The following is a 19,611-nucleotide window of genomic DNA, read 5'->3' as shown; positions in this document are numbered from 1 at the left end:
GGAATGCGCCGCGGGATGCGTACTTCTTGTTCCCTACGCGGGTATTAACCCGATCAGGTTCAACGGGATCCGGAACTATCCGATCTCAGCCCTTCGCATGGGGCACCCCGACAAGAACGCCCGCAGTCTAATCAAGTGGGCAGCGATTAGCCAATGCCGTCTGACCGAAAACTACGCAGCTGCCTACAGACAGCTACACTCCTGCCTCGGAAGGCTCGTACGAACGTGCCTTGACCGCCATCGGCGGCGACCGTAGCCTTGCCCCACCTCGCATCACTTTCTAGGACGAACGAATGCTGCGCAGACTCTCCCTGGCTGTCGCCGTGGCCGCTTCGACAGGCTTTGCCTGGGCCGCACAGCCCGCTCCGGCGGCTTCTTCTCTGCCGACCAAGACGGACCTGATCAGCGTCTACAAGGACGCCGTCGACAACAACGCCGACCTCGCCGCTGCGCAGGCCGACTACATGGCCCGCAAGGAAGCCGTGCCGCAGGCACGTTCCGGCCTGCTGCCGCAGATCAACGCCGGCGCCAATGTGGGTAGCACCCGCACGTCCCTGGACGAGCCCAACACTACGTTCAACCGCAACAGCCAGGTGATCCAGGCGACCCTGAGCCAACCGCTGTTCCGCGCCGACCGCTGGTTCCAGCTCAAGGCCGCGAAGGACACCACCGAACAGGCCCAGCTGGAATTCTCCTCGACCCAGCAGCAGTTGATCCTGAAGAGCGCCGAAACCTACTTCGGCGTGCTCCGCGCCCAGGACAACCTGGCCGCCAGCAAGGCCGAAGAGGCAGCCTTCAAGCGCCAGCTCGACCAGTCCAACGAACGCTTTGATGTCGGCCTGTCGGACAAGACCGACGTGCTCGAATCCCAGGCCAGCTACGACACCGCGCGGGCCAACCGCCTGGTCGCCGAGCAGCAGGTGGAAGACGCCTTCCAGGCCCTGGTCACCCTGACCAACCGCGAGTACAGCGCCATCGAGGGCATCCTCCACTCGATGCCGGTCGTGGCCCCGATGCCCAACGACGCCAAGGCCTGGGTGGACACCTCGGTGCAGCAGAACCTGGCGCTGCAGGCCAGCAACTACGCCGTCAACGCCGCCGAAGAAACCCTGCGCCAGCGCAAGGCCGGCCACCTGCCGACCGTCGACGCCGTGGCGCAGTACCAGAAGGGCGACAACGACTCCCTGGGCTTCGCCAACTCCGGCATCCCCGGCGATCCGCACTACGGCAAGTGGGTCGACGAGAGCAGCATCGGCCTGCAGCTCAACGTACCGATCTACAGCGGCGGCCTGACCAGCTCCCAGGTGCGCGAGGCCTACCAGCGCCTGAACCAGAGCGAGCAGCTGCGCGAAAGCCAGCGCCGCCAGGTGGTGCAGGATGCCCGCAACCAGCACCGCGCGGTGAACACCGACGTGGAACAGGTGAAGGCGCGTCGCCAGGCGATCATCTCCAACCAGAGCTCGCTGGAAGCCACCGAGATCGGCTACCAGGTCGGTACCCGCAACATCGTCGACGTACTGGACGCCCAGCGTTCGCTGTACAACTCGGTGCGCGACTACAACAACACCCGCTACGACTACATCATCGACAACCTGCGCCTGAAGCAGACCGCCGGCACCCTGGCGCCGAGCGACCTGCAGGCCCTGACCGCCTACCTGAAGCCGGACTACAACCCGGACAAGGACTTCCTGCCGCCGGACCTGGCCAAGGCTGCGGAAGCCCAGCTCAAGGCCGGCACCAAGCAGCAGTAACCGAGCCCCATGGAAAAGCCCCGCGATGCGGGGCTTTTTCTTTGGTCACGTCAATGATTCGGCGTGAAGCGAAACCGATCGCGGACAGAGTCCGCTCCTACGCTCGGGTCGGGTGTAGGAGCGGACTCTGTCCGCGATCGCTTAACGTCAACGCCGGAACTTCGCCGGGCCTCAATCCCGGTATCCAGGCGCCACCCGATCCAGCATCCGCAACAGCGCGCCCCAAGCCAGGTCATTGCCATCCGGATCGCTCAGCTCGCCTTCGGCCAGCGGCCGCTGCGGCGCGTTGAACTGCTGCTCGGTATAGCGGCAGACCTCCTCCGACGGAATCACCAGCTCGCCGCCGGCCTGCGCCGCCAGCTGGATGTCGCAGGCCTTCTCCAGGTAGTACATGCGCAGGAACGCCTGCTGCACGGTCCGGCCCACGGTCAGCAGGCCGTGGTTGCGCAGCATCAGGCCGATGTGGTCGTTGCCCAGGTCGCGCACCAGGCGCGCCTGCTCGTCCATCGACAGGGCGATGCCCTCGTATTCGTGATAACCGAGCCGCCCATAGAACTCCATGGACATCTGGTTCAGCGGCAGCAGCCCGCAGGCCTGCGCGGCCACCGCGCAACCGGCGCGGGTGTGGGTGTGCAGCACGCACTGCGCATCCTCGCGGGCGCCGTGGATGGCGCTGTGGATGACGAAGCCAGCCGGGTTGACCTTGTACGGCGTCGGTTCCACCGGATGGCCGGAAAGGTCGATCTTCACCAGGCTCGATGCGGTGATCTCGTCGAACATCAGCCCATAGGGGTTGATCAGGAAATGATGCTCGGGGCCGGGGATGCGCACCGAGATGTGGGTGAAGATCAGGTCGCTCATGCGGAAGTGGGCGATCAGCCGGTAACAGGCCGCCAGCTCCTCGCGCAGTTTCCACTCACCCGGCGGACAGGTGGCGCGGCTCACGGCCTGCGCCGACATCGACGTCATGGTGCTGTCCTCCTCACACGGCTCTCTTCTCATGGAGAAACGCCGGGGAATCGCTTCCCCGGCGTCACGCTCACTGGGCAGCCCAGGCGTTGAAGCGCTCTTCCAGCTCTTCGCCATGGTCAACCCAGAATTCATCGTCCATCGCCAGTCCCTGGGGCAGGTTCTGCGGCGAGGTCGGCACCCAGCCGGCCAGGTCCGACGGCAACCGCTCGGCGGCCTGCTTGTTGGTCGGACCATAGGGGATGTGCTTCACATAATCCACCTGGGCATCGGACTGGTTGGCAAAAGCGATGAAACGCTTGGCCGCGTCGACATGCTGCGAGCCCTTGATGATCGCCCAGTAGTCCATGCCGTACAGGCTGCCCGGCCAGACCAGCTGCAGATTGCGCCCGCCCTTGAAGGCATCGGCGATGCGCCCGGTGTAGGTGGTGGTCATCACCACGTCACCGGCGGCCAGCCACTGCGCGGGTTGCGCGCCGGCTTCCCACCACTGCACGTAGGGCTTGATCTGGTCGAGCTTGGCGAAGGCGCGGTCGACGCCGGCCTTGGTGCCCAGCTCTTTGTACACATCGGCCGGTTTCACTCCGTCGGCCATCAGGGCAAATTCCAGGTTGTAGATGGCGCGCTTGCGCAGGCCGCGCTTGCCGGGGAATTTCTTCACGTCCCAGAAGTCGGTCCAGGATTGCGGTGCCGGCTTGAGCTTGTCGGCGTCATAGGCGATTGCCACACCCCAGACCAGCGCGGCGGAACCGCAGTCCTTGGCGGCATTGGGGATCAGTTGGTCCTTGCCGCCAATCTGCTGCCAGTCCAGCGGCACGAACAATCCTTCGTCGCAGCCACGAGCCAGGTCAGGGCCCTCGATCTGCACCACGTCCCAGTCGGCGTGGCCGGTGTCGGCCATCACCTTGATGCGGGCCATTTCCCCGTTGTACTCGCTCTGGGTCACCCCGACCCCGGACTGCTTGCTGAAAGGCTGGAAGAAGGCCGCGTCCTGGGCCTTCTGGCCGGCGCCGCCGTAGCCGACCACCACCATGTTCTCGTTGGCCTGGGCAGCGGCGCAGCAGAATCCGAGGGCGAGCAGCAGCGGCTGCACAGCATTCTTGCGGAAAGTCATTGGGCATACCCCATGTCGTAGGAATTCACGGGCGCAGCGCAAAGCGCCACGCGCACGCTGGATGGGTGCGCCGGAACAACGGACAGAGGTGGAACGGTGGCCTGCGGGCAGGCCCGCAAAGCGAGGGGGGACCGTGCGGGACGGTTCATGCGCCTCTCCTCTTGTAGTTGTTGTGGAGCACGTCGCGGTTGAGCCCGAAAGACCGGGCCGGGAATGAAACTACCCAGTCACCTTTAAAAAAACAAGTTGATTTTTTACTGGCGGTAAATTTCTATAGACTCAACTTAGATGACCCATCCCGACGTCAGGAGAACCCCCGTGTCCGAGGTCCGCCACTTCCAGCAGTCCGCCCTGCAGTTCCAGCCCTACGCTGGCGAACCGGTCGACCGCGCCGCCATCTGCCGCCTGATCGGCCCGACCGACAGCCAGACCATGGGTGCGGGCCTGGCGCGCTTCGATGGCGTCTCCATCGAGTGGACGGTGCTCTACGACGAGCTGATCGTGGTACTCGAAGGCCACTTCCGCCTGCGCCTGGCCGACCGCGTGATCGACGCCGCGCCGGGCGACGTGATCTGGGTGCCCGAACGCACCCCGCTGGCCTACGAAGGCGAAAAGGCCACGGTCTTCTATGCCCTCTATCCGGTGGATTGGCAGGCGCGCAACGCCTGATCCGCCAACCGCACAACAACAAGAATCCGGAGTTGCCCGATGAGCCAGTTCCCCCACCTGTTCAGCCCCTTGAGCATTCGCGGCAAGACGCTGAAGAACCGCATCATGTCCACCGGGCACGACACCTCGATGCCCACCGACAACCTGGTCAACGACCAGCTGGTGGCCTACCACACTGCCCGCGCCAAGGGCGGCGTCGGCCTGATCGTGCTGCAGGTCGCCGGCGTGCACGACAGCGCGCGCTACACCTCCCACGTGCTGATGGCCACCGATGACGCCTGCATCCCCGGCTACCGGCGCATCGCCGAGGCGTGCCATGCCGAGGGCACCGTGGTGCTGTCCCAGGTGTTCCACCCCGGCCGCGAGATCATGGAGTCCAGCGACGGCCTGCTGGCCGTGGCCTACTCCGCCTCCGCCTCGCCGAACGAGCGCTTCCGCGTGATGCCCCGCGAGCTGAGCCAGGCGATGATCGACGAGATCATCGAGGGCTACGCCAACGCCGCGCGCCGCCTGCACGTCGCCGGCATCGACGGCGTGGAAGTGGTGGCCAGCCACGGCTACCTGCCCGCGCAGTTCCTCAACCCGCGAGTGAACCGCCGCAACGACGGCTACAACGGCGACCTCGACGCGCGCCTGCGCTTCACCCGCGAAGTGATCGCCGCCGTGCGCGCCGCCACCGACGAAGACTTCATCATCGGCCTGCGCATCTCCGCCGACGAGCGCGACCCGGAAGGCCTCACCGAGGACGAATCGCTGCAGGCGGTGAAATCCCTGCAGAACGAGCTGGACTATGTGCACATCGTCGCCGGCACCTCGGCCTCCCTCGGCGGCGCCATCCACATCGTCCCGCCGATGGCCATCGACGCGGCCTACCTGGCCAACGAGGCCGGTACCTTCAAGCGCAGCCTGGAGATCCCGCTGTTCGTCACCGGACGCATCAACCAGCCGCAGGAAGCCGAGCTGATCGTCGCCCGTGGCCAGGCCGATGTCTGCGGCATGACCCGCGCGCTGATCTGCGACCCGCAGATGCCGAGCAAGACCGAAAGCGGCCACGTCGAGGACGTGCGCGCCTGCATCGCCTGCAACCAGGCGTGCATCGGCCACTTCCACCGGGGCTACCCGATCTCCTGCATCCAGCACCCGGAAACCGGCCGCGAGCTGATCTACGCCGAACGCCAGATGGCCGCCCAGCGCAAGCGTGTACTGGTGGTCGGCGGCGGACCGGCGGGCATGAAGGCCGCTGCGGTGGCGGCCCAGCGCGGCCATGACGTCACCCTCTGCGAAGCCACCGGCCAGCTCGGCGGACAGGTCAACCTCGCCCAACTGCTGCCGCGTCGCGCCGAGTTCGGCGGCGCCTCCACCAACCTGCAGCGCGAGATGCAACTGGCCGGCGTCGAAGTACGCCGCAACACCCGCGTCGACCGCGCGCTGGTCGAGCAGGAGCGCCCCGACGTGGTGATCGTCGCCACCGGCGCCAAGCCCTATCGCCCGCCCTACGAGGAAGCCGGCAACCTGCAGGTGATCGACGCCTGGCAGGTGCTGCGTGGCGAAGTGAAGATCGGTCGCTCGGTGCTGGTCACCGACTGGCGCGCCGACTGGATCGCCCCCGGCATCGCCGAGCGCCTGGTGCGCGACGGTCACCAGGTACAGCTGGCGGTGAACGGCACCCACGTCGGCGAAAACCTGCCGCTCTACGTCCGCGACCACCTGGCCGGCGAGCTGCACCGCCTGGGCATCGCCATCACCACGTACGCCCGCCTGTACGGCGTCGACGACAGCACCGTCTACCTGCAGCACAGCGCCAGCGGCGAGCCGATGCTGGTGGAAGGCATCGACACCCTGGTCCTGTGCCAGGGCCACCAGCCGGTGGACGAGCTGGCCGACGAGATCGCCGACCTGGCCGAGGTGCGCCGCATCGGTGACTGCCTGGCACCGCGCACGGCGGAGGAAGCGATCTACGAGGGCTTGAAGGCGGGCTGGGCGATCTGAGTGCCTCCTGTAGGAGCGCGCCATGCGCGCGATCGCGGGCATGGCCCGCTCCTACAGGTCAATTCCGGCGTCAGATGGCAAACCGGCGGTCCACAGCTCCGGCGCATTGTTTAGAATGCCCCACGACGACCATCGCCAGGACCCTCGCCGCATGAGCCAGAAAGCCCCGCAGGAAGCACCCGCCAACGCCGAAGCGCAGTTCCTCGGCACCCGCATCCGCGGCCTCCGCAAGCGGCGCGGCATGACCCTGGCGGAGCTGGCCGAGCAGAGCGGGCTGACCGCCGGCTACATCAGCCAGCTCGAACGCAACCTGGCCTACCCGTCGATTCCCGCACTGTTCAACATCGCCCGCAGCCTGGGCGTGACCATCCAGTGGTTCTTCGCCAGCGAAGTGCAGGTCGACCCGGCCGACGCCGGCTACGTGGTGCGGCGCAACGCCCGCACCAGCGTGCATTACGAGGACGGCATTGTCGACGAACTGCTCAGCCCGCAGCCCAGCCGCCAGCTGGAAATCCTCCACTCGCGCTTCCCGCCGGGCACTTACAGCCAGCAGAGCTACAGCCACGACGGCGAGGAAGCCGGCTACCTGCTCAGCGGCACCTTCGAGCTGTGGGTGGGCGAGCGGCATTTCCTGCTCAGCGAAGGCGACAGCTTCAGCTATTCCAGCCAGGAGCCGCACCGCTACGGCAATCCGGGGGACGTGGACGCCGTGGTGATCTGGGTGATTACGCCGCCGACGTTCTGATGCGGCGTTGGCGGATACCTGTAGGAGCGAGCTTGCTCGCGAACCTGCCTAATGCCGATGCTGCCGGAAGAGCGTTCGCGAGCAAGCTCGCTCCTACAACAGCCGAGGTACAGGAAGTTCGGGGACGCGCGCCGCCCCTCACCCCAGCCCTCTCCCGGCGGGAGAGGGAGCAGATCGGCGCAGACGCCAGGCCCCGGCGCCTGCCTGCACGCTTTTTTGAAAGACACAGTATCCAGCTAACTTGGTCGCACGCTTCACACCTTACGGTCCCCTCTCCCCCTGGGAGAGGGCTAGGGTGAGGGAAACCCGCCCACGCCGAAGCCCGATCAGCCGTTGATCAACCGCCCCAGCCCATCCAGCAACCGTTCCAGCGCCCCCTGGTTGGCCTTCATCACGCCCAAGCCAGCGTCGGCCATGCGCTCGGCAGAAGCCGGCTCATCCCACAACGCCGCCACGGCCACCGCCAGCGAAGGCGCATCCGCCACCTCACGCAACGCACCGACCTCGCGCAACTGCGCGGCAATCTCCAGGAAGTTGAACAGGTGCGGCCCGGACAGCACGGGCTTGTCCAGCGCCGCCGGCTCCAGCAGGTTGTGCCCGCCATTGGGCACCAGGCTGCCGCCGACGAAGGCGACGTCGGCCAGCGCATAGAGGAACAGCAGCTCGCCCATGGTGTCGCCGAGCAGCACCTGGGTGTCCGCCGTGACCAGCGCGCCGGTGGAGCGCCGCAGGGTGCGGAATCCTTCGCGAGCGCACAGCTCGAACATCGGGTTGAAGCGTTCGGGGTGACGCGGCACCAGGATCAGCAGCGCGTCCGGGTGTCTCTCCACCAACTGGCGATGGGCAGCCAGGACGATCTCGTCCTCACCGGCATGGGTGCTGGCGGCGATCCAGACCGGCCGCTGCTGCGCCTGCCACTGGCCGCGCAACTCGGCAGCGCGGGCCAGCAGCTCCGGATCGATGGTCAGGTCGAACTTGATCGAGCCGGTGACGCTCACGCGATCAGGCCGCGCACCGAGCTGGCGGAAGCGCTCGGCCTCGGCCTCGGTCTGCACGGCGATCCAGCTCATCTCTTCCAGCATCGGCCGGGTCAGCCCACCGAAGCGCGCATAGCCCCGCGCTGAACGTTCGGATAGCCGCGCATTGGCCAGCGCCACCGGAATGCCGCGCTTGGCGCACTGGTGGATGTGGTTCGGCCACAGCTCGGTTTCCATGATCACGCCCAGCACCGGCCGCGCACGGTCGAGGAAGCGCGCCGCCGCCCAGGGCAGGTCGTACGGCAGGTAACAGTGCTGCACCTGATCGCCGAACAGCGCGCGGATGCGCTCGGAGCCGGTGGGCGTCATGCAGGTGACGGTGATCGGCAGATCGGGATGGCGCTGCATCAGCGCGCGGATCATCGGCGCGGCGGCGATGCTCTCGCCCACCGACACCGCGTGCACCCAGATGCCGCCGGGCTTGAGCGCCGGCAGGCCGAGGGCGAAGCGCTCGCCGACGCGCTGGGCATAGGCCGGCGCCTTGCGCGAACGCAGGAACAGGCGCAGCGCGACCAGCGGCAGGCCCAGGTGGAACAGCAGGGTATAGAGGGTCCGGTTCATGGCGGCGGAGAGTAGCAAATTCCAGCGACCTGCCGCTGCACAGGCGCCCCCATGGAAGCGGCTTTTGATTTTGTAGGAGCGGACTCCGTCCGCGATTGGCCATCGGCGCGCGCGGGAATCATCGCGGACGGCGTCCGCTCCTACGAAAAGCTCGTCATACCGGCGAAGCGAGGTGCTCCGCGAAACACTCGCCCAACCACTGCGCCGCCGGCCCCAGCGGCTCGTCGCGGCGCCAGACCAGCTCCACCACCAGCGGCGGCGGCGTCCAGTCGCTGGCCAGCTCCACCAGCAACGGCTGATAGGCCGGATACTGCGCCACGTGAGTCGGCAGCCAGGCCCAGCCCAGGTCGCGCATCAGCAGTTCGGCCATGGCGTAGAAGCTGTCGGCGCGCCAGACCAGCGGGCTGATCTGCTCGCCGCCAGGGTAATGGCTGTCCTGCGGGGCCATCAGCAATTGGCGATGCCGCGCCAGTTCCCGTCGATCCGCGTAGTCCAGCTTCGCCAGCTCATGCCCGGCACCGCACACCGTGACCATCTCGATGGTGCCCAGGCGCTGCCGTTCCAGCGCCTCCGGCATGCCCTCATGGTGGAACAGCAGGCCAAGGTCAGCCCGACGCTCCAGCAGCTTGCGCGCCACGTCGCCCTGCGCACCACTGGCCAACTGCACCTCCAGGCTGGGGAACTCCTGCGCCAGCGCCTGCAATCCCGAGAGCACCGGCTGGTACGGCATCGCCTCGTCCTGCGCCAGGCGCAGCAACGGCTCGGTGCCGCGCACCAGCGCCAGCGCGCGGCTTTCCAGGCGCTCGCACTGACGCAGTACCTCCCGCGCCTCATCCAGCAGCGCCCGCCCCTCGGCGGTCAGCACCGGCTGTCGGCCGCTGCTGCGGTCGAACAGGGTCACGCCCAGGTCGCTCTCCAGCAACGCGATGGACGAACTCACCGCCGACTGCACGCGCTTGAGCTGACGGGCGGCCGCCGAGAAGGACGATTGATCGGCGGCGCTGACGAAGAGTCGCAACTGGTCGAGGTTCCACTGCATAACCTATCTCCAATCAAGATAGGTAATGACTTTATCCCATCATCCAGATGACTAGAATGCCCACCAGACCGAACGCAACCCACGCGCTGCACACCGCGGCGCGTCGCTTCCGGGGAGGACCTGTCATGCCCGGCTATCTCTACCTCGCCATCGCCATCGTCGCCGAAGTCATCGCCACCGCCTCGCTGAAGTCGGTAAAGGGCCTGTCCACTCCCCTGCCGCTGCTGCTGGTAATCGTCGGCTACGCCATTTCCTTCTGGATGCTGACGATCGTGGTACGCAGCATCCCGGTGGGCATCGCCTACGCCATCTGGGCCGGCCTGGGCATCGTGCTGGTCAGCATTGCCGCCCTGGTGCTCTACCAGCAGAAGCTCGACACCCCGGCCATTCTCGGCATGGGCATGATCGTCAGCGGCGTGGTGGTCATCCAGCTGTTCTCCCGCACCGCCGGCCACTAGGTACTGATCGGCTGCGCGTCGGCCAGGCGGCGTTGGAAGTGAATTCGGCCTGCTCATTGACTGCAGTCAACTCCGCGGCCTCATCCCCTTCCGCCTAGCCTGGCTCTAGCTCGCGCGATCAGCAGTCAGGCCGAGAAGGTTATACTGCGCCCTTCGTTTTCCCCTCGAGGCGCTTTCATGTCCGAATCCCTGAGCACCGACATCCTCATCGTCGGCGGCGGCATCGCCGGTCTCTGGCTCAACGCTCGCCTGCGGCGCGCCGGCTTCTCCACCGTACTGGTGGAGAACACCGCGCTGGGCGGCGTGCAGAGCATGCGCTCGCAAGGGATCATCCATGGCGGCACCAAGTACGCGCTGCACGGCGCGCTGACCGGCGCCTCGGAAGCCATCGCCGACATGCCCGCGCTATGGCGCGACTGCCTGGCTGGCACCGGCGAAGTGGACCTGCGCGGCGTGCGCGTGCTTTCCGATGCCCACTACCTCTGGTCGCCCGGCGGCCTGGCCGGCAATCTCACCAGCTTCTTCGCCAGCAAGGCGGTGCGCAGCCGTGTCGCCCAGGTGAAAGGCGCGGACCTGCCGCCCGCGCTGCAGGACAAAGCCTTCAAGGGCAAGGCCTACCGCCTCACCGAGCTGGTGCTGGACGTGCCCAGCCTGATCGCCCGCCTCTCCGAACTGGCCGGCGACAGCCTGCTGGCCGGCGAACGCATCGAAGCCCTGCGCGACGGCGACAAGCTGGCCGGCCTGCGCGTGGACGGCCGCGAGATCCGCGCCCAGCGCGTGGTACTCAGCGCCGGAGCCGGCAACGAGGCCCTGCTGCGCGAGCTGGGCCTGGAGCGCCCGGAAATGCAACGCCGCCCGCTGCACATGGTGCTGGTCACCGCGCCGACGCTGAAACCCTTGTATGCCCATTGTGTCGGCGGCGGCCCCAAGCCGCGCGTCACCGTCACCACCCATCCCCTGAGCAATGGCGACTGGGTCTGGTACCTGGGCGGCGACATCGCCGAAGCCGGCGGCGTGGCCCGCAGCGAGGCCGAACAGATCGCCGAAGCGCAGCGCGAGCTGCACAAGCTGGTGCCCTGGATCGACCTCTCCGCCGCGCGCTGGGCCACCCTGCGCGTGGACCGCGCCGAGCCCTCGCAGAACAACCTGCTGCGCCCGGACAGTGCCTTTCTCGCCGAAGACGGCGCGCTGCTGGTCGGCTGGCCGACAAAGCTGGCCCTGGCGCCGAACTTCGCCGATCGCGTGCTGGAATCCCTGGAAAAGAGTGGCATCCGCCCGCAAGCCAGCGCCGCTCTGCCCGAGCTGCCGCGTCCGCCCATGGCCCGCCCGGTCTGGGAGGAGCTGCTCGGATGAGGACCCTCCACCACCTGCACCGCCCGCTGGGCAGCACTGGCCTCTCCATTTCGCCGCTGGGCCTGGGCACCGTGAAACTGGGCCGCGACCAGGGCGTGAAGTATCCCGAAGGCTTCCGCATCCCCGATGACCGCGAGGCCGCCGACCTGATCGCACTGGCCCGCGACCTGGGCATCAACCTGATCGACACCGCGCCGGCCTACGGCCGCAGCGAGGAGCGCCTCGGTCCGCTGCTGCGCGGCCAGCGCGATGCGTGGGTGATCGTCAGCAAGACCGGCGAGGAATTCGACGCCGGCCAGTCGCACTTCGACTTCAGCGCCGCCCACACGCGCCGCTCCGTGGAGCGCAGCCTCAGGCGCCTGGAAACCGACTACATCGACCTGGTGCTGGTGCACTCGGACGGCAACGACCTGGACATCCTGCAGGGCACCGAGGTCTATGCAACCCTGGAGCGTCTCAAGAAAGAAGGCCTGATCCGTGGCTTCGGCTTCTCCGGCAAGACCGTCGATGGCGGCCTGCTGGCCCTGGAGCGCGGCGACTGCGCGATGGTCACCTACAACCTCAGGGAGCAGGCGGAAAAGGCCGTGATCGACCATGCCCAGACCCATGGCCGCGGCATCCTGATCAAGAAGGCCCTGGCCAGCGGCCATGCTACCCTCGCCCCCGGCATCGACCCTGTACGTGCCAGCTTCGAGCTGGTGCTGGGGCATCCAGGCGTGGCCGGCGCCATCGTCGGTACCATCAATCCGCTGCACCTCGCGCACAACGTGAGCATCGCCGCCGAGGTCCTCGACCACTGATCGGCGGTCATGTGGATTACCCATTCCTGTGCCATGCTCAGATTCCCCGGTGAAAACCGGGGACATGGAAACTGTCGTCATCCAGTGATCCCCGCGCAATAACCTCGGAATCACCCAGCCTTTCAGGGAAAATCTCGGAAATCCTCTGGATTTTCGATGGCGCCAGGATCGGTGCCAGGCTGTCTGGACTATAGCGACCCCCGAAATCGATCGGCCGGACCGTCCCCGCAGACGGTCAGTGTTGCTGTCGGTGCGGCCTTGCCAGGCACGCGCGGCGCAACCCGGCGCCCTGTACGAGAAGGAGCCCACATGCCCCGTACGCTCGCCCGCAAGGACCCGACCGCCTTCAAGACCCTGCCCCTGCTGGTGGAAGCCGGCAAGGACGGGCTCACCTACCAGACTCTGGGCAAGCCCCTGAACTTCGCCCAGGTGCTGGAGCGCCGCCGTGCCATCCAGATCGGCGACAACGAACACTTCGTCGCCGAGCTCGCCAACCTCGGCGTCTCGGTGCGCCTGACCCTGAACTTCCAGGGCCGCGACCACTGGCTGCTGGTGCGCCAGCGCCGTCTGGACCGCGGCGACACCGTGCTCAAGCTGATTTCCGGCTATGTGCCGGCCCATGAGCTGAACCTGCCGCTGCTCACCGCGATCCAGGAAGTGGCCGAGGAATGCCTGGTGGAGACCGCCGACGGCTGGCTCGGCGGGCGCTTCGGCGACACCTGGCTGCCAACGCCCTATGAAGGCACCCTGCACTACCGCGAAGACAGCCACTTCTCCCTGACCCCGCTGTCCGGCGCCTCGCGCCCGGTGCAGGCCGGCGCCCTGCGCCTGCTGGAGCGCCCGCAGGCCTATGTGCATCTGCCGACCGCCTCGCTGCAGCTGGTCTATGACCTGCGCATGGAGCTGCCCCGGGACGCCCGTGACGTCAGCCTGTTCCACGTCGATGAGAAGCTCGAAAGCGGCCCGCTGGTGGCCCGCCTGGACCGCCGCCGCCCGGACCTCTACCTGCTGCCGCTGGAGCATGGCCAGCCGACCGGCGAGCTCTACACCCTGAGCAAGGGTGAGCTGTGCAAGGCCGGCACTCGTGGGCTGTGGCTGTCGGAAAGTTTCGCCGCCCAGGACGGCTGGCTGGTGCGCGAGGAGCGCGTCCGTTTCCGCGACTGGATGGAGCAGTGGCCGCCCGCCGCCGGCAATGCCGGCAGCGGGCGGCGCACGGCCTGACTCCACCGACGTGAGCCCGCCGGCCTGACGGCCGGTTCGCGGGCATGGCCCGCTCCTACAAAACCGGTCTCACCCGTAGGAGCGGGCCACGCCCGCGATGAGCGGTCTAAGACCGCTCACTTCAACTGACTCGAACTCTTGCCCAGCAGCCGCCGCGCCACGATCAGCAACTGGATCTGCTGGGTGCCTTCGAAGATGTCGAGGATCTTCGAATCCCGCGCCCACTTCTCCAGCAATTCTTCTTCCCCGTAGCCCAGCGCTCCTGCCAGCTCCACACACTTGAGCGTCACCTCGTTGGCCACCCGCCCGGCCTTGGCCTTGGCGATGGAAGCCTCCTTGGAGTTGGGCAGGCGGTTGTCGGCCATCCAGGCGGCCTTCAGGGTCAGCAGGCGTGCCGCTTCCCATTCGGCTTCCAGACGATACAGCGTGGCCTCGGCATGACTGGCGCTGAGCAGCGGCTGGCGATAGTCGAAGTGGCAGCCGGCCTTCTTCAGCAGCTCGCGGGTGCGATCCAGCGACGCCTTGGCCACGCCGATGGCCATGGCAGCCACCAGCGGGCGGGTGTTGTCGAAAGTTTCCATCACCCCGGCAAAGCCTTTCTGCACGTCGATCTCGGCATTGCCCAGCAGGTTCGCGGCCGGCACCCGGCAGTCGTTGAAGCTGATGGACGCGGTGTCCGAAGCCTTGATGCCGAGCTTCTTTTCCAGGCGGGTGACGGTCATGCCCGGCGTGCCCTTCTCTACCACGAAGGACTTGATCGCCGCACGGCCCAAGCTCTTGTCCAGGGTCGCCCAGACCACCACCGCATCGGCGCGGGCGCCCGAGGTGACGAAGATCTTCTCGCCATTGAGCACATAGTGTTCGCCATCGCAAGTGGCAGTGGTGCGGATCGCCGCCGAGTCCGAGCCGCAGCCCGGCTCGGTGATGGCCATGGCCGCCCAGGTACCGGAGAAGCGCTTGAGCTGTTCTTCATTGGCCACCGCGGCGATGGCGGCATTGCCCAGGCCCTGGCGCGGCATTGCCAGCAGCAGGCCGGTGTCGCCCCAGCACATTTCCATCACGCCCAGGCAGGCGGAGAGGTTGCCGCCGTTCTTCACGCCCTCCTCCGCGCCGGCCCTGCGCTTGCTGGCCGAAGTGGCGCCGACGGCGTCGGGCGAACCGGCGTTCATGCCGTCCAGCAGCGCGGCCAGCAAGTCCAATTCCTTGGGATAGGCGTGCTCGGCCTTGTCGTACTTGCGCGAAATCGGCCGCAGGTAGTTCTCCGCCACCTGGCGGGCCTGGTTCTGCAAGGTGCGGAATTTCTTCGGCGTCTCGAGGTACATGGAAAACTCCTTAGAGATGCAGCCCGCCAGCCATCAGGCTGACGGCGCGCAGGTCGCGGTACCAGCGCTCGGCCGGGTGCTCCTGGGTAAAGCCGTGGCCGCCCAGCAGTTGCACCGCGTCGGTGCCGATCTTCATCGCCCTCTCGGCGCACAGCAGCTTCGCCAGGTAGGCCTCGCGGTGGAACGCCTGACCGCGCTCGGCCAGCGCGCAGGCGCGCCAGACCATCAGGCGCATGGCATCCAGTTCGACGGCGATGTCCGCGATCATGAAGGCCACGCCCTGGCGATGACTGATCGGCTCGCCGAAGGCCTCGCGCTCGTTGCAATAGGTGATCACGTAATCCAGCGCGGCCTGGCCGGTACCCACCGCCAGCGCGCACCAGGCCAGCGCGGTGTAATCGAGGAAGGCCTGGTAGTCGAAGCGCTCTGCCGCCAGCTTCTGCTCGACCGGGACCTTCACACTCTTGAAACGAACCCGCGCGGTGCCAGTGGCCTTCAGCCCCATGGCCGGTTCGGCACGCACTTCCACGCCCTTGGCGCGGGTGTCGACCAGGAATAGCGCCGGGCCGTCGCCGGCATCCGCCGCGACGATCAATTTCTGCGCATCCACGCCGCGCACCACCAGGCACTTCTCTCCGGACAGTGTGTAGCTCGAACCGCGCTTGCGCGCCTTGGTGGACAGGCGCAGCGGATCGGCCAGCAACTGCGGCTCGCTCACCGCGATGGCGATCAGCGGCGCGGCTTCTTCTCCGACGAAGGCGGGCAGCCAGCGCGCCTGCTGTTCCGAGGAGGCCCAGCGGCGAATGCAGTTGGCCGCCGACAGCGGCACCAGCAGCGCAGCGGCCAGGCTCAGGTCGCCACGGGCGAGGGATTCGGCGATCAGCGCGTTGGTCACCACGGTGCGTTCGCCGGCCATGCCGCCGTGCACTTCGCTGACGCCGTAATGGGTCAGGCCCAGCTCCTGCGCCTGGGCCAAAAGCCCCAGGCTCAGGTTGGCACTGGCGTCGGCCTCATGGGCGGCCGGGCGCAGCACCTCGGCGGAGAAGCCTTCGAGCATCTCCACCAGCATCTGCTGCTCGTCGGACAGGGACAGGTCGAAGAGCCCGTCTGGATCGGCCTTGCGTGGCGTCTTGGGTTGCTTGGCGGCGCGCTCGCTGGCCAGCCGGAAGCCGGTGCGGCTGCCGTTGTAGAGCAGTTTCTCGAAGGGTTTGCGCAGCCTCAGGCGATCCGGCCAGTCGGCCTGGGCAACGCGGTTCAGCACGGCCAGGGCGCGGCCCTGCACGTCGGTGGTCATGGCATCTCGCTCCGCGGAGGGTGGATGCCATCGATCATGCGCCGGGAATTGGCGGGGGAACCATGACCGCTTTGCCGGAGCGATATGGCAATGAGGTCAGTGTCTTGTGGGGAAAGGAACCGGCCTGTCGGCCGGATCGCGGGCGTGGCCCGCTCCTACAAAGGCACACCCTGTAGGAGCGGGCCATGCCCGCGAATGCCGACAAGGCCGGCGCATTCAGGGAAACGAAAGACAATCAGCCCTGGTGGCGAATCTTCTCGACGATGGCGGTGGTGGAGCTGTTTTCCACCAGACCCAGCACGCGGACTTCGCCACCGTAGGCTCTGACGATGTCGGCGCCAACCACCTGCTCGACACCATAGTCGCCGCCCTTCACCAGCACGTCCGGGCGGACTTCGGTGAGCAGGCGCTCGGGGGTGTCTTCGGCGAAGCTGACGACCCAGTCCACCGCGCCGAGGCCAGCCAGTACGGCCATGCGGCGGTCGACGCTGTTGATCGGGCGGCCGGGGCCTTTCAGGCGGGTCACCGAGGCATCGTCGTTGATGGCGACGATCAGGCGGTCGCCCTGGGCGCGGGCCTGCTCCAGGTAGGTCACGTGGCCGGCGTGGAGGATGTCGAAGCAGCCATTGGTGAAGACGATTTTCTCGCCGTGGGCGCGGGCGTCCTCGATGGCCAGCAGCAGCTGGTCGAGGCTCAGCACGCCACGCTCGGAGCCCTGCTCGCGCTGCACGGCGCGGCGCAGTTCCGGAGCGCTGATGGCGGCGGTGCCGAGCTTGCCGACCACGATGCCGGCAGCCAGGTTGGCCAGGGCCACGGCCTGCGGCAGGTCCTCACCGGCGGCGATGGCGCCGGCCAGGGTGGAAATCACCGTGTCGCCAGCGCCGGTGACGTCGAACACCTCGCGAGCGCGAGCCGGCAGGTGCAGGGCGTTGTGGCCGGGGCGCAGCAGGGTCATGCCGTGTTCGCCACGGGTCACCAGCAGCGCGCCGAGTTCCAGCTCGGTCATCAGCTTCTGGCCCTTGGCGACCAGGTCGGCCTCGTCCGTGCAGCGACCGACGATGGCTTCGAATTCGGAGAGGTTCGGGGTGATCAGGCTGGCGCCACGGTAGATGGCGAAGTCCTTGCCCTTGGGATCGGCCAGTACCGGGATGCCGCGCTGGCGGGCAGCCTGGATCAGTTGCTGGTGGTTCTTCAGCGCGCCCTTGCCGTAGTCGGAGAGCACCAGCACGCGGACGTTGTCCAGCAGCGCCTCGACGTCGGCGGACAGGGCCACGGCGTCGGTGCGGAAGGCTTCTTCAAAGTCCACGCGCAGCAGTTGCTGGTGGCGGCTCATGACCCGCAGCTTGACGATGGTCGGCTGGCCGGCGATGCGCTGGAAACGGGTGGTCACACCCACCGCCTGCAGGCTATCGCTCAGGCTGTCGGCGGCCTCGTCGACGCCGGTGACGCCAACCAGGAAAGCCGGGGCGCCGAGGGCGGCGAGGTTCAGCGCGACGTTGGCGGCGCCACCGGGACGGTCCTCATGCTGCTCGACCCGCACCACGGGCACCGGCGCCTCGGGCGAGATGCGCGAGGTCGCGCCGTGCCAGTAGCGGTCGAGCATCACGTCGCCTACCACCAGCACGGGGGCCTGATCGAATCGGGGCATGGTCAGTTTCATGGGAACTCCGCAGGTCGAAATCGCCGCGGATAATACCATAGCCGCCCGCTGCGACTTGCGCCGGGCACCGGCCGGTCAGTCGACTTTGCGCACCCAGAACAGCTCGTGGCGGCGCACCGCCTTGCGGAAGAACTCGTCGTCGCCGGTGGCCGGCCACTGGCGCCCGGCGAGCAGGCGCTGGATCAGCCGGCGCAGGCGTTTCTTGCCGGTGAGCGGGGTCTGCAGGTCGTGCTGCAGGGCCAGGGCCTGAGCCTTGTCGATGCGGGTCGCGGCATCCAGCGCCGGGCTCCACAGCGGGTCGGCCGGCAATGCCTCGATACAAGGCGGCAGGGCGATGCCGCCGTCGGCCGGGCCCATGGGCCAGCGGTCGTTGTCGTGCAGGTGGTTGGCATAGAGCAGCAGGGTCTGCGGCTTCCAGCTGCTGCGCCCGATGGCCTCCAGCGTCGCACAGGTGGCGTGGACGTGGTCGGCGTGGGGGTCCAGTTCCGGGTGGGCGGTGAGGATGACCTCAGGGCGGACGTATTCGATCAGCGTGGTCAGGTCGGCCACCAGGTTCAGCCAGGTCGGCGCGCCGTCACGGTCGGCCGGCAACGGTAGCGAATTGAAGCCGCGCGCGCTGCGCACATCGCTTTCGCCGGACTCGCGCGAGCCGAAGGCCTGGCTCGGCTCGGCGGCCATCGCCGGCAGTTGCAGGCAGTAGTAGCCCAGTTGCACGCAGCGCTCGGCCGGGATTCCGCCCCAGAGCGGCGCGGCGATGCTGTCCCAGGTGCGCAGGCGGCCCTTCAGGCGGGCGGCGGCGGCCTTGTCCAGGCCCAGGCGCTGGTAGTGCTCGGCCTCGATTTCGCCCTGGGTCAGGGTGACGATCCAGACATCCTGGCAACGGCTGTACTGGCCGAAGGCGGCCAGTTCGGCGTCATCCGCGTGGGGTGCGATGATCAGCAAGCGCTGGCGGGCGTAATCGGGGTTGTGGAAGGCGTGCAGGACGCCCTGTTGCCCTAGGCGGCAATGGCGGCCATGGACGCGCAGATGGCCGGCGCGCAGGGCGTCGCCCTGGCCGGACAGGTTGATATAGCGCTTACCGCTCACGCCGCGCTCGAAGTCCTGGCGGTCATGTTCAGCGCCCTCGATGAGCACCTGGGGGTCGAGCCAGCGGCCAAGCAGCGACGCCTTGACCTCGACCTCCAGCACCAGGGTCTCCGCGTCCACCGGCAATGCGCCATCGGCGATATGCAGACCATGCGGACCAAGGGATACCGGCAAGGCCACGGAGCCTTGCGGGAAGTCGTAGCGGTAGTCGTCGCGCGGCGAATAGAACAGGTGGTCGGCGAACCAGGCTTCGTGGGCGACCCAGCCGAGGATCACCGCCAGCGGCACGCTCCACCAGGGCGCGAAGACGCCGAGCAGGATCAGCGCCAGCAGGGCAATGAGCAGGACCACACGCTTCTTGCGGCGGTGCTGTTTGAGCAGTTGCTGCTTGCGGGCGCTCATGGTCGATCTCCGTTAGAGCCAATTGCGGACGGAGTCCGCTCCTACACACGGGCCAGGGCACCGTGCACGAACTGTAGGAGCGAGGGGGGCGCCTAGCCCTTGCTCGCGAACAACCTCCGCAGCGGGATTGGTTCGCGAGCA

At 67.5% G+C, this 19,611-nt stretch carries 16 protein-coding genes and 1 riboswitch; of the genes, 8 read left to right on the top strand and 8 right to left on the bottom strand.

What is annotated here, in order from left to right:
• Positions 1-13: 13 nt before the first annotated feature.
• Positions 14-120: riboswitch (TPP riboswitch) on the bottom strand.
• 173 nt (positions 121-293) lie between these two features.
• Complete coding sequence (locus J5M67_RS00555) at positions 294-1,751, top strand: TolC family outer membrane protein (protein WP_207882247.1); 1,458 nt, start codon at positions 294-296, stop codon at positions 1,749-1,751.
• Between the two features lie 171 nt (positions 1,752-1,922).
• Here J5M67_RS00555 and J5M67_RS00550 read toward each other — a convergent pair whose 3' ends face one another.
• Positions 1,923-2,720 carry a class II aldolase/adducin family protein gene (locus J5M67_RS00550; RefSeq protein WP_207882246.1) on the bottom strand — a complete coding sequence of 266 codons (798 nt, stop codon included), beginning with the start codon at positions 2,718-2,720 and terminating at the stop codon, positions 1,923-1,925.
• Positions 2,721-2,790: 70 nt separating this feature from the next.
• On the bottom strand, positions 2,791-3,834 hold the full coding sequence (locus tag J5M67_RS00545) for an ABC transporter substrate-binding protein (protein WP_207882244.1): 1,044 nt from the start codon (positions 3,832-3,834) through the stop codon (positions 2,791-2,793).
• Positions 3,835-4,152: 318 nt separating this feature from the next.
• On the opposite strand from J5M67_RS00545, the gene J5M67_RS00540 reads away from it, so the two are divergent.
• From J5M67_RS00540 to J5M67_RS00530, 3 genes are all read left to right on the top strand, one after another.
• A complete protein-coding gene (locus J5M67_RS00540; RefSeq protein WP_207882243.1) occupies positions 4,153-4,503 on the top strand; it encodes an AraC family ligand binding domain-containing protein in 351 nt (116 codons plus the stop codon).
• 39 nt (positions 4,504-4,542) lie between these two features.
• Complete coding sequence (locus J5M67_RS00535) at positions 4,543-6,492, top strand: FAD-dependent oxidoreductase (RefSeq protein ID WP_207882241.1); 1,950 nt, start codon at positions 4,543-4,545, stop codon at positions 6,490-6,492.
• A gap of 151 nt (positions 6,493-6,643) precedes the next feature.
• Positions 6,644-7,237, top strand: a complete 594-nt coding sequence (locus tag J5M67_RS00530; protein WP_207882239.1) for a helix-turn-helix domain-containing protein — start codon at positions 6,644-6,646, stop codon at positions 7,235-7,237.
• A 326-nt stretch (positions 7,238-7,563) separates the two neighbouring features.
• Here the strand turns inward: J5M67_RS00530 and waaA are convergent, their stop codons facing one another.
• Positions 7,564-8,835, bottom strand: coding sequence for a lipid IV(A) 3-deoxy-D-manno-octulosonic acid transferase (waaA, locus tag J5M67_RS00525; RefSeq protein ID WP_207882830.1), 1,272 nt, complete (start codon positions 8,833-8,835; stop codon positions 7,564-7,566).
• Between the two features lie 154 nt (positions 8,836-8,989).
• Entirely contained in the window at positions 8,990-9,874 is an 885-nt protein-coding gene (locus J5M67_RS00520) for a LysR family transcriptional regulator (RefSeq protein WP_207882237.1), read from the bottom strand.
• Positions 9,875-9,999: 125 nt separating this feature from the next.
• Here J5M67_RS00520 and J5M67_RS00515 point away from each other — a divergent pair, with 125 nt between their 5' ends.
• The 4 genes from J5M67_RS00515 to J5M67_RS00500 all read left to right on the top strand — a co-directional run bounded on the left by J5M67_RS00515 (position 10,000) and on the right by J5M67_RS00500 (position 13,706).
• The gene (locus J5M67_RS00515) at positions 10,000-10,332 is read left to right on the top strand and encodes a multidrug efflux SMR transporter (protein WP_207882235.1); all 333 of its coding nucleotides are present in this window, start codon (positions 10,000-10,002) and stop codon (positions 10,330-10,332) included.
• Between the two features lie 177 nt (positions 10,333-10,509).
• Entirely contained in the window at positions 10,510-11,685 is a 1,176-nt protein-coding gene (locus J5M67_RS00510; RefSeq protein WP_207882233.1) for an FAD-binding oxidoreductase, read from the top strand.
• On the top strand, positions 11,682-12,485 hold the full coding sequence (locus J5M67_RS00505) for an aldo/keto reductase (protein ID WP_207882231.1): 804 nt from the start codon (positions 11,682-11,684) through the stop codon (positions 12,483-12,485). Before J5M67_RS00510 ends, J5M67_RS00505 begins: the two co-directional genes overlap by 4 nt.
• Before the next feature lie 309 nt (positions 12,486-12,794).
• Positions 12,795-13,706, top strand: a complete 912-nt coding sequence (locus tag J5M67_RS00500) for a metal ABC transporter ATPase (RefSeq protein ID WP_207882229.1) — start codon at positions 12,795-12,797, stop codon at positions 13,704-13,706.
• Between the two features lie 116 nt (positions 13,707-13,822).
• Here J5M67_RS00500 and J5M67_RS00495 read toward each other — a convergent pair whose 3' ends face one another.
• The 4 genes from J5M67_RS00495 to J5M67_RS00480 all read right to left on the bottom strand — a co-directional run bounded on the left by J5M67_RS00495 (position 13,823) and on the right by J5M67_RS00480 (position 19,470).
• On the bottom strand, positions 13,823-15,028 hold the full coding sequence (locus J5M67_RS00495) for an acyl-CoA dehydrogenase family protein (protein ID WP_207882227.1): 1,206 nt from the start codon (positions 15,026-15,028) through the stop codon (positions 13,823-13,825).
• A gap of 10 nt (positions 15,029-15,038) precedes the next feature.
• Positions 15,039-16,322 (bottom strand): acyl-CoA dehydrogenase family protein, encoded by a 1,284-nt coding sequence (locus J5M67_RS00490; protein ID WP_207882225.1) that lies wholly within the window; start codon positions 16,320-16,322, stop codon positions 15,039-15,041.
• Between the two features lie 235 nt (positions 16,323-16,557).
• Positions 16,558-17,982 (bottom strand): bifunctional D-glycero-beta-D-manno-heptose-7-phosphate kinase/D-glycero-beta-D-manno-heptose 1-phosphate adenylyltransferase HldE, encoded by a 1,425-nt coding sequence (gene hldE, locus J5M67_RS00485; RefSeq protein WP_207882223.1) that lies wholly within the window; start codon positions 17,980-17,982, stop codon positions 16,558-16,560.
• 75 nt (positions 17,983-18,057) lie between these two features.
• Positions 18,058-19,470 (bottom strand): PIG-L deacetylase family protein, encoded by a 1,413-nt coding sequence (locus J5M67_RS00480; protein ID WP_207882221.1) that lies wholly within the window; start codon positions 19,468-19,470, stop codon positions 18,058-18,060.
• Positions 19,471-19,611: the final 141 nt, after the last annotated feature.

Origin of the sequence: Pseudomonas sp. 30_B, assembly GCF_017491605.1 — a bacterium.
Taxonomy (GTDB): domain Bacteria; phylum Pseudomonadota; class Gammaproteobacteria; order Pseudomonadales; family Pseudomonadaceae; genus Pseudomonas.
Note: the sequence above shows the minus strand (reverse complement) of the source record. Positions and strands in the feature narration are given on the sequence as shown.

What these genes read in the sequence shown, in the direction of transcription:
- waaA (WP_207882830.1), bottom strand. Translation starts at nt 8,835, where the DNA reads ATGAACCGGACCCTCTATACCCTGCTGTTCCACCTGGGCCTGCCGCTG.
- J5M67_RS00510 (WP_207882233.1), top strand. Translation starts at nt 10,510, where the DNA reads ATGTCCGAATCCCTGAGCACCGACATCCTCATCGTCGGCGGCGGCATC.
- J5M67_RS00480 (WP_207882221.1), bottom strand. Translation starts at nt 19,470, where the DNA reads ATGAGCGCCCGCAAGCAGCAACTGCTCAAACAGCACCGCCGCAAGAAG.
- J5M67_RS00505 (WP_207882231.1), top strand. Translation starts at nt 11,682, where the DNA reads ATGAGGACCCTCCACCACCTGCACCGCCCGCTGGGCAGCACTGGCCTC.
- J5M67_RS00500 (WP_207882229.1), top strand. Translation starts at nt 12,795, where the DNA reads ATGCCCCGTACGCTCGCCCGCAAGGACCCGACCGCCTTCAAGACCCTG.
- hldE (WP_207882223.1), bottom strand. Translation starts at nt 17,982, where the DNA reads ATGAAACTGACCATGCCCCGATTCGATCAGGCCCCCGTGCTGGTGGTA.
- J5M67_RS00490 (WP_207882225.1), bottom strand. Translation starts at nt 16,322, where the DNA reads ATGACCACCGACGTGCAGGGCCGCGCCCTGGCCGTGCTGAACCGCGTT.
- J5M67_RS00535 (WP_207882241.1), top strand. Translation starts at nt 4,543, where the DNA reads ATGAGCCAGTTCCCCCACCTGTTCAGCCCCTTGAGCATTCGCGGCAAG.
- J5M67_RS00520 (WP_207882237.1), bottom strand. Translation starts at nt 9,874, where the DNA reads ATGCAGTGGAACCTCGACCAGTTGCGACTCTTCGTCAGCGCCGCCGAT.
- J5M67_RS00550 (WP_207882246.1), bottom strand. Translation starts at nt 2,720, where the DNA reads ATGACGTCGATGTCGGCGCAGGCCGTGAGCCGCGCCACCTGTCCGCCG.
- J5M67_RS00555 (WP_207882247.1), top strand. Translation starts at nt 294, where the DNA reads ATGCTGCGCAGACTCTCCCTGGCTGTCGCCGTGGCCGCTTCGACAGGC.
- J5M67_RS00545 (WP_207882244.1), bottom strand. Translation starts at nt 3,834, where the DNA reads ATGACTTTCCGCAAGAATGCTGTGCAGCCGCTGCTGCTCGCCCTCGGA.
- J5M67_RS00515 (WP_207882235.1), top strand. Translation starts at nt 10,000, where the DNA reads ATGCCCGGCTATCTCTACCTCGCCATCGCCATCGTCGCCGAAGTCATC.
- J5M67_RS00530 (WP_207882239.1), top strand. Translation starts at nt 6,644, where the DNA reads ATGAGCCAGAAAGCCCCGCAGGAAGCACCCGCCAACGCCGAAGCGCAG.
- J5M67_RS00495 (WP_207882227.1), bottom strand. Translation starts at nt 15,028, where the DNA reads ATGTACCTCGAGACGCCGAAGAAATTCCGCACCTTGCAGAACCAGGCC.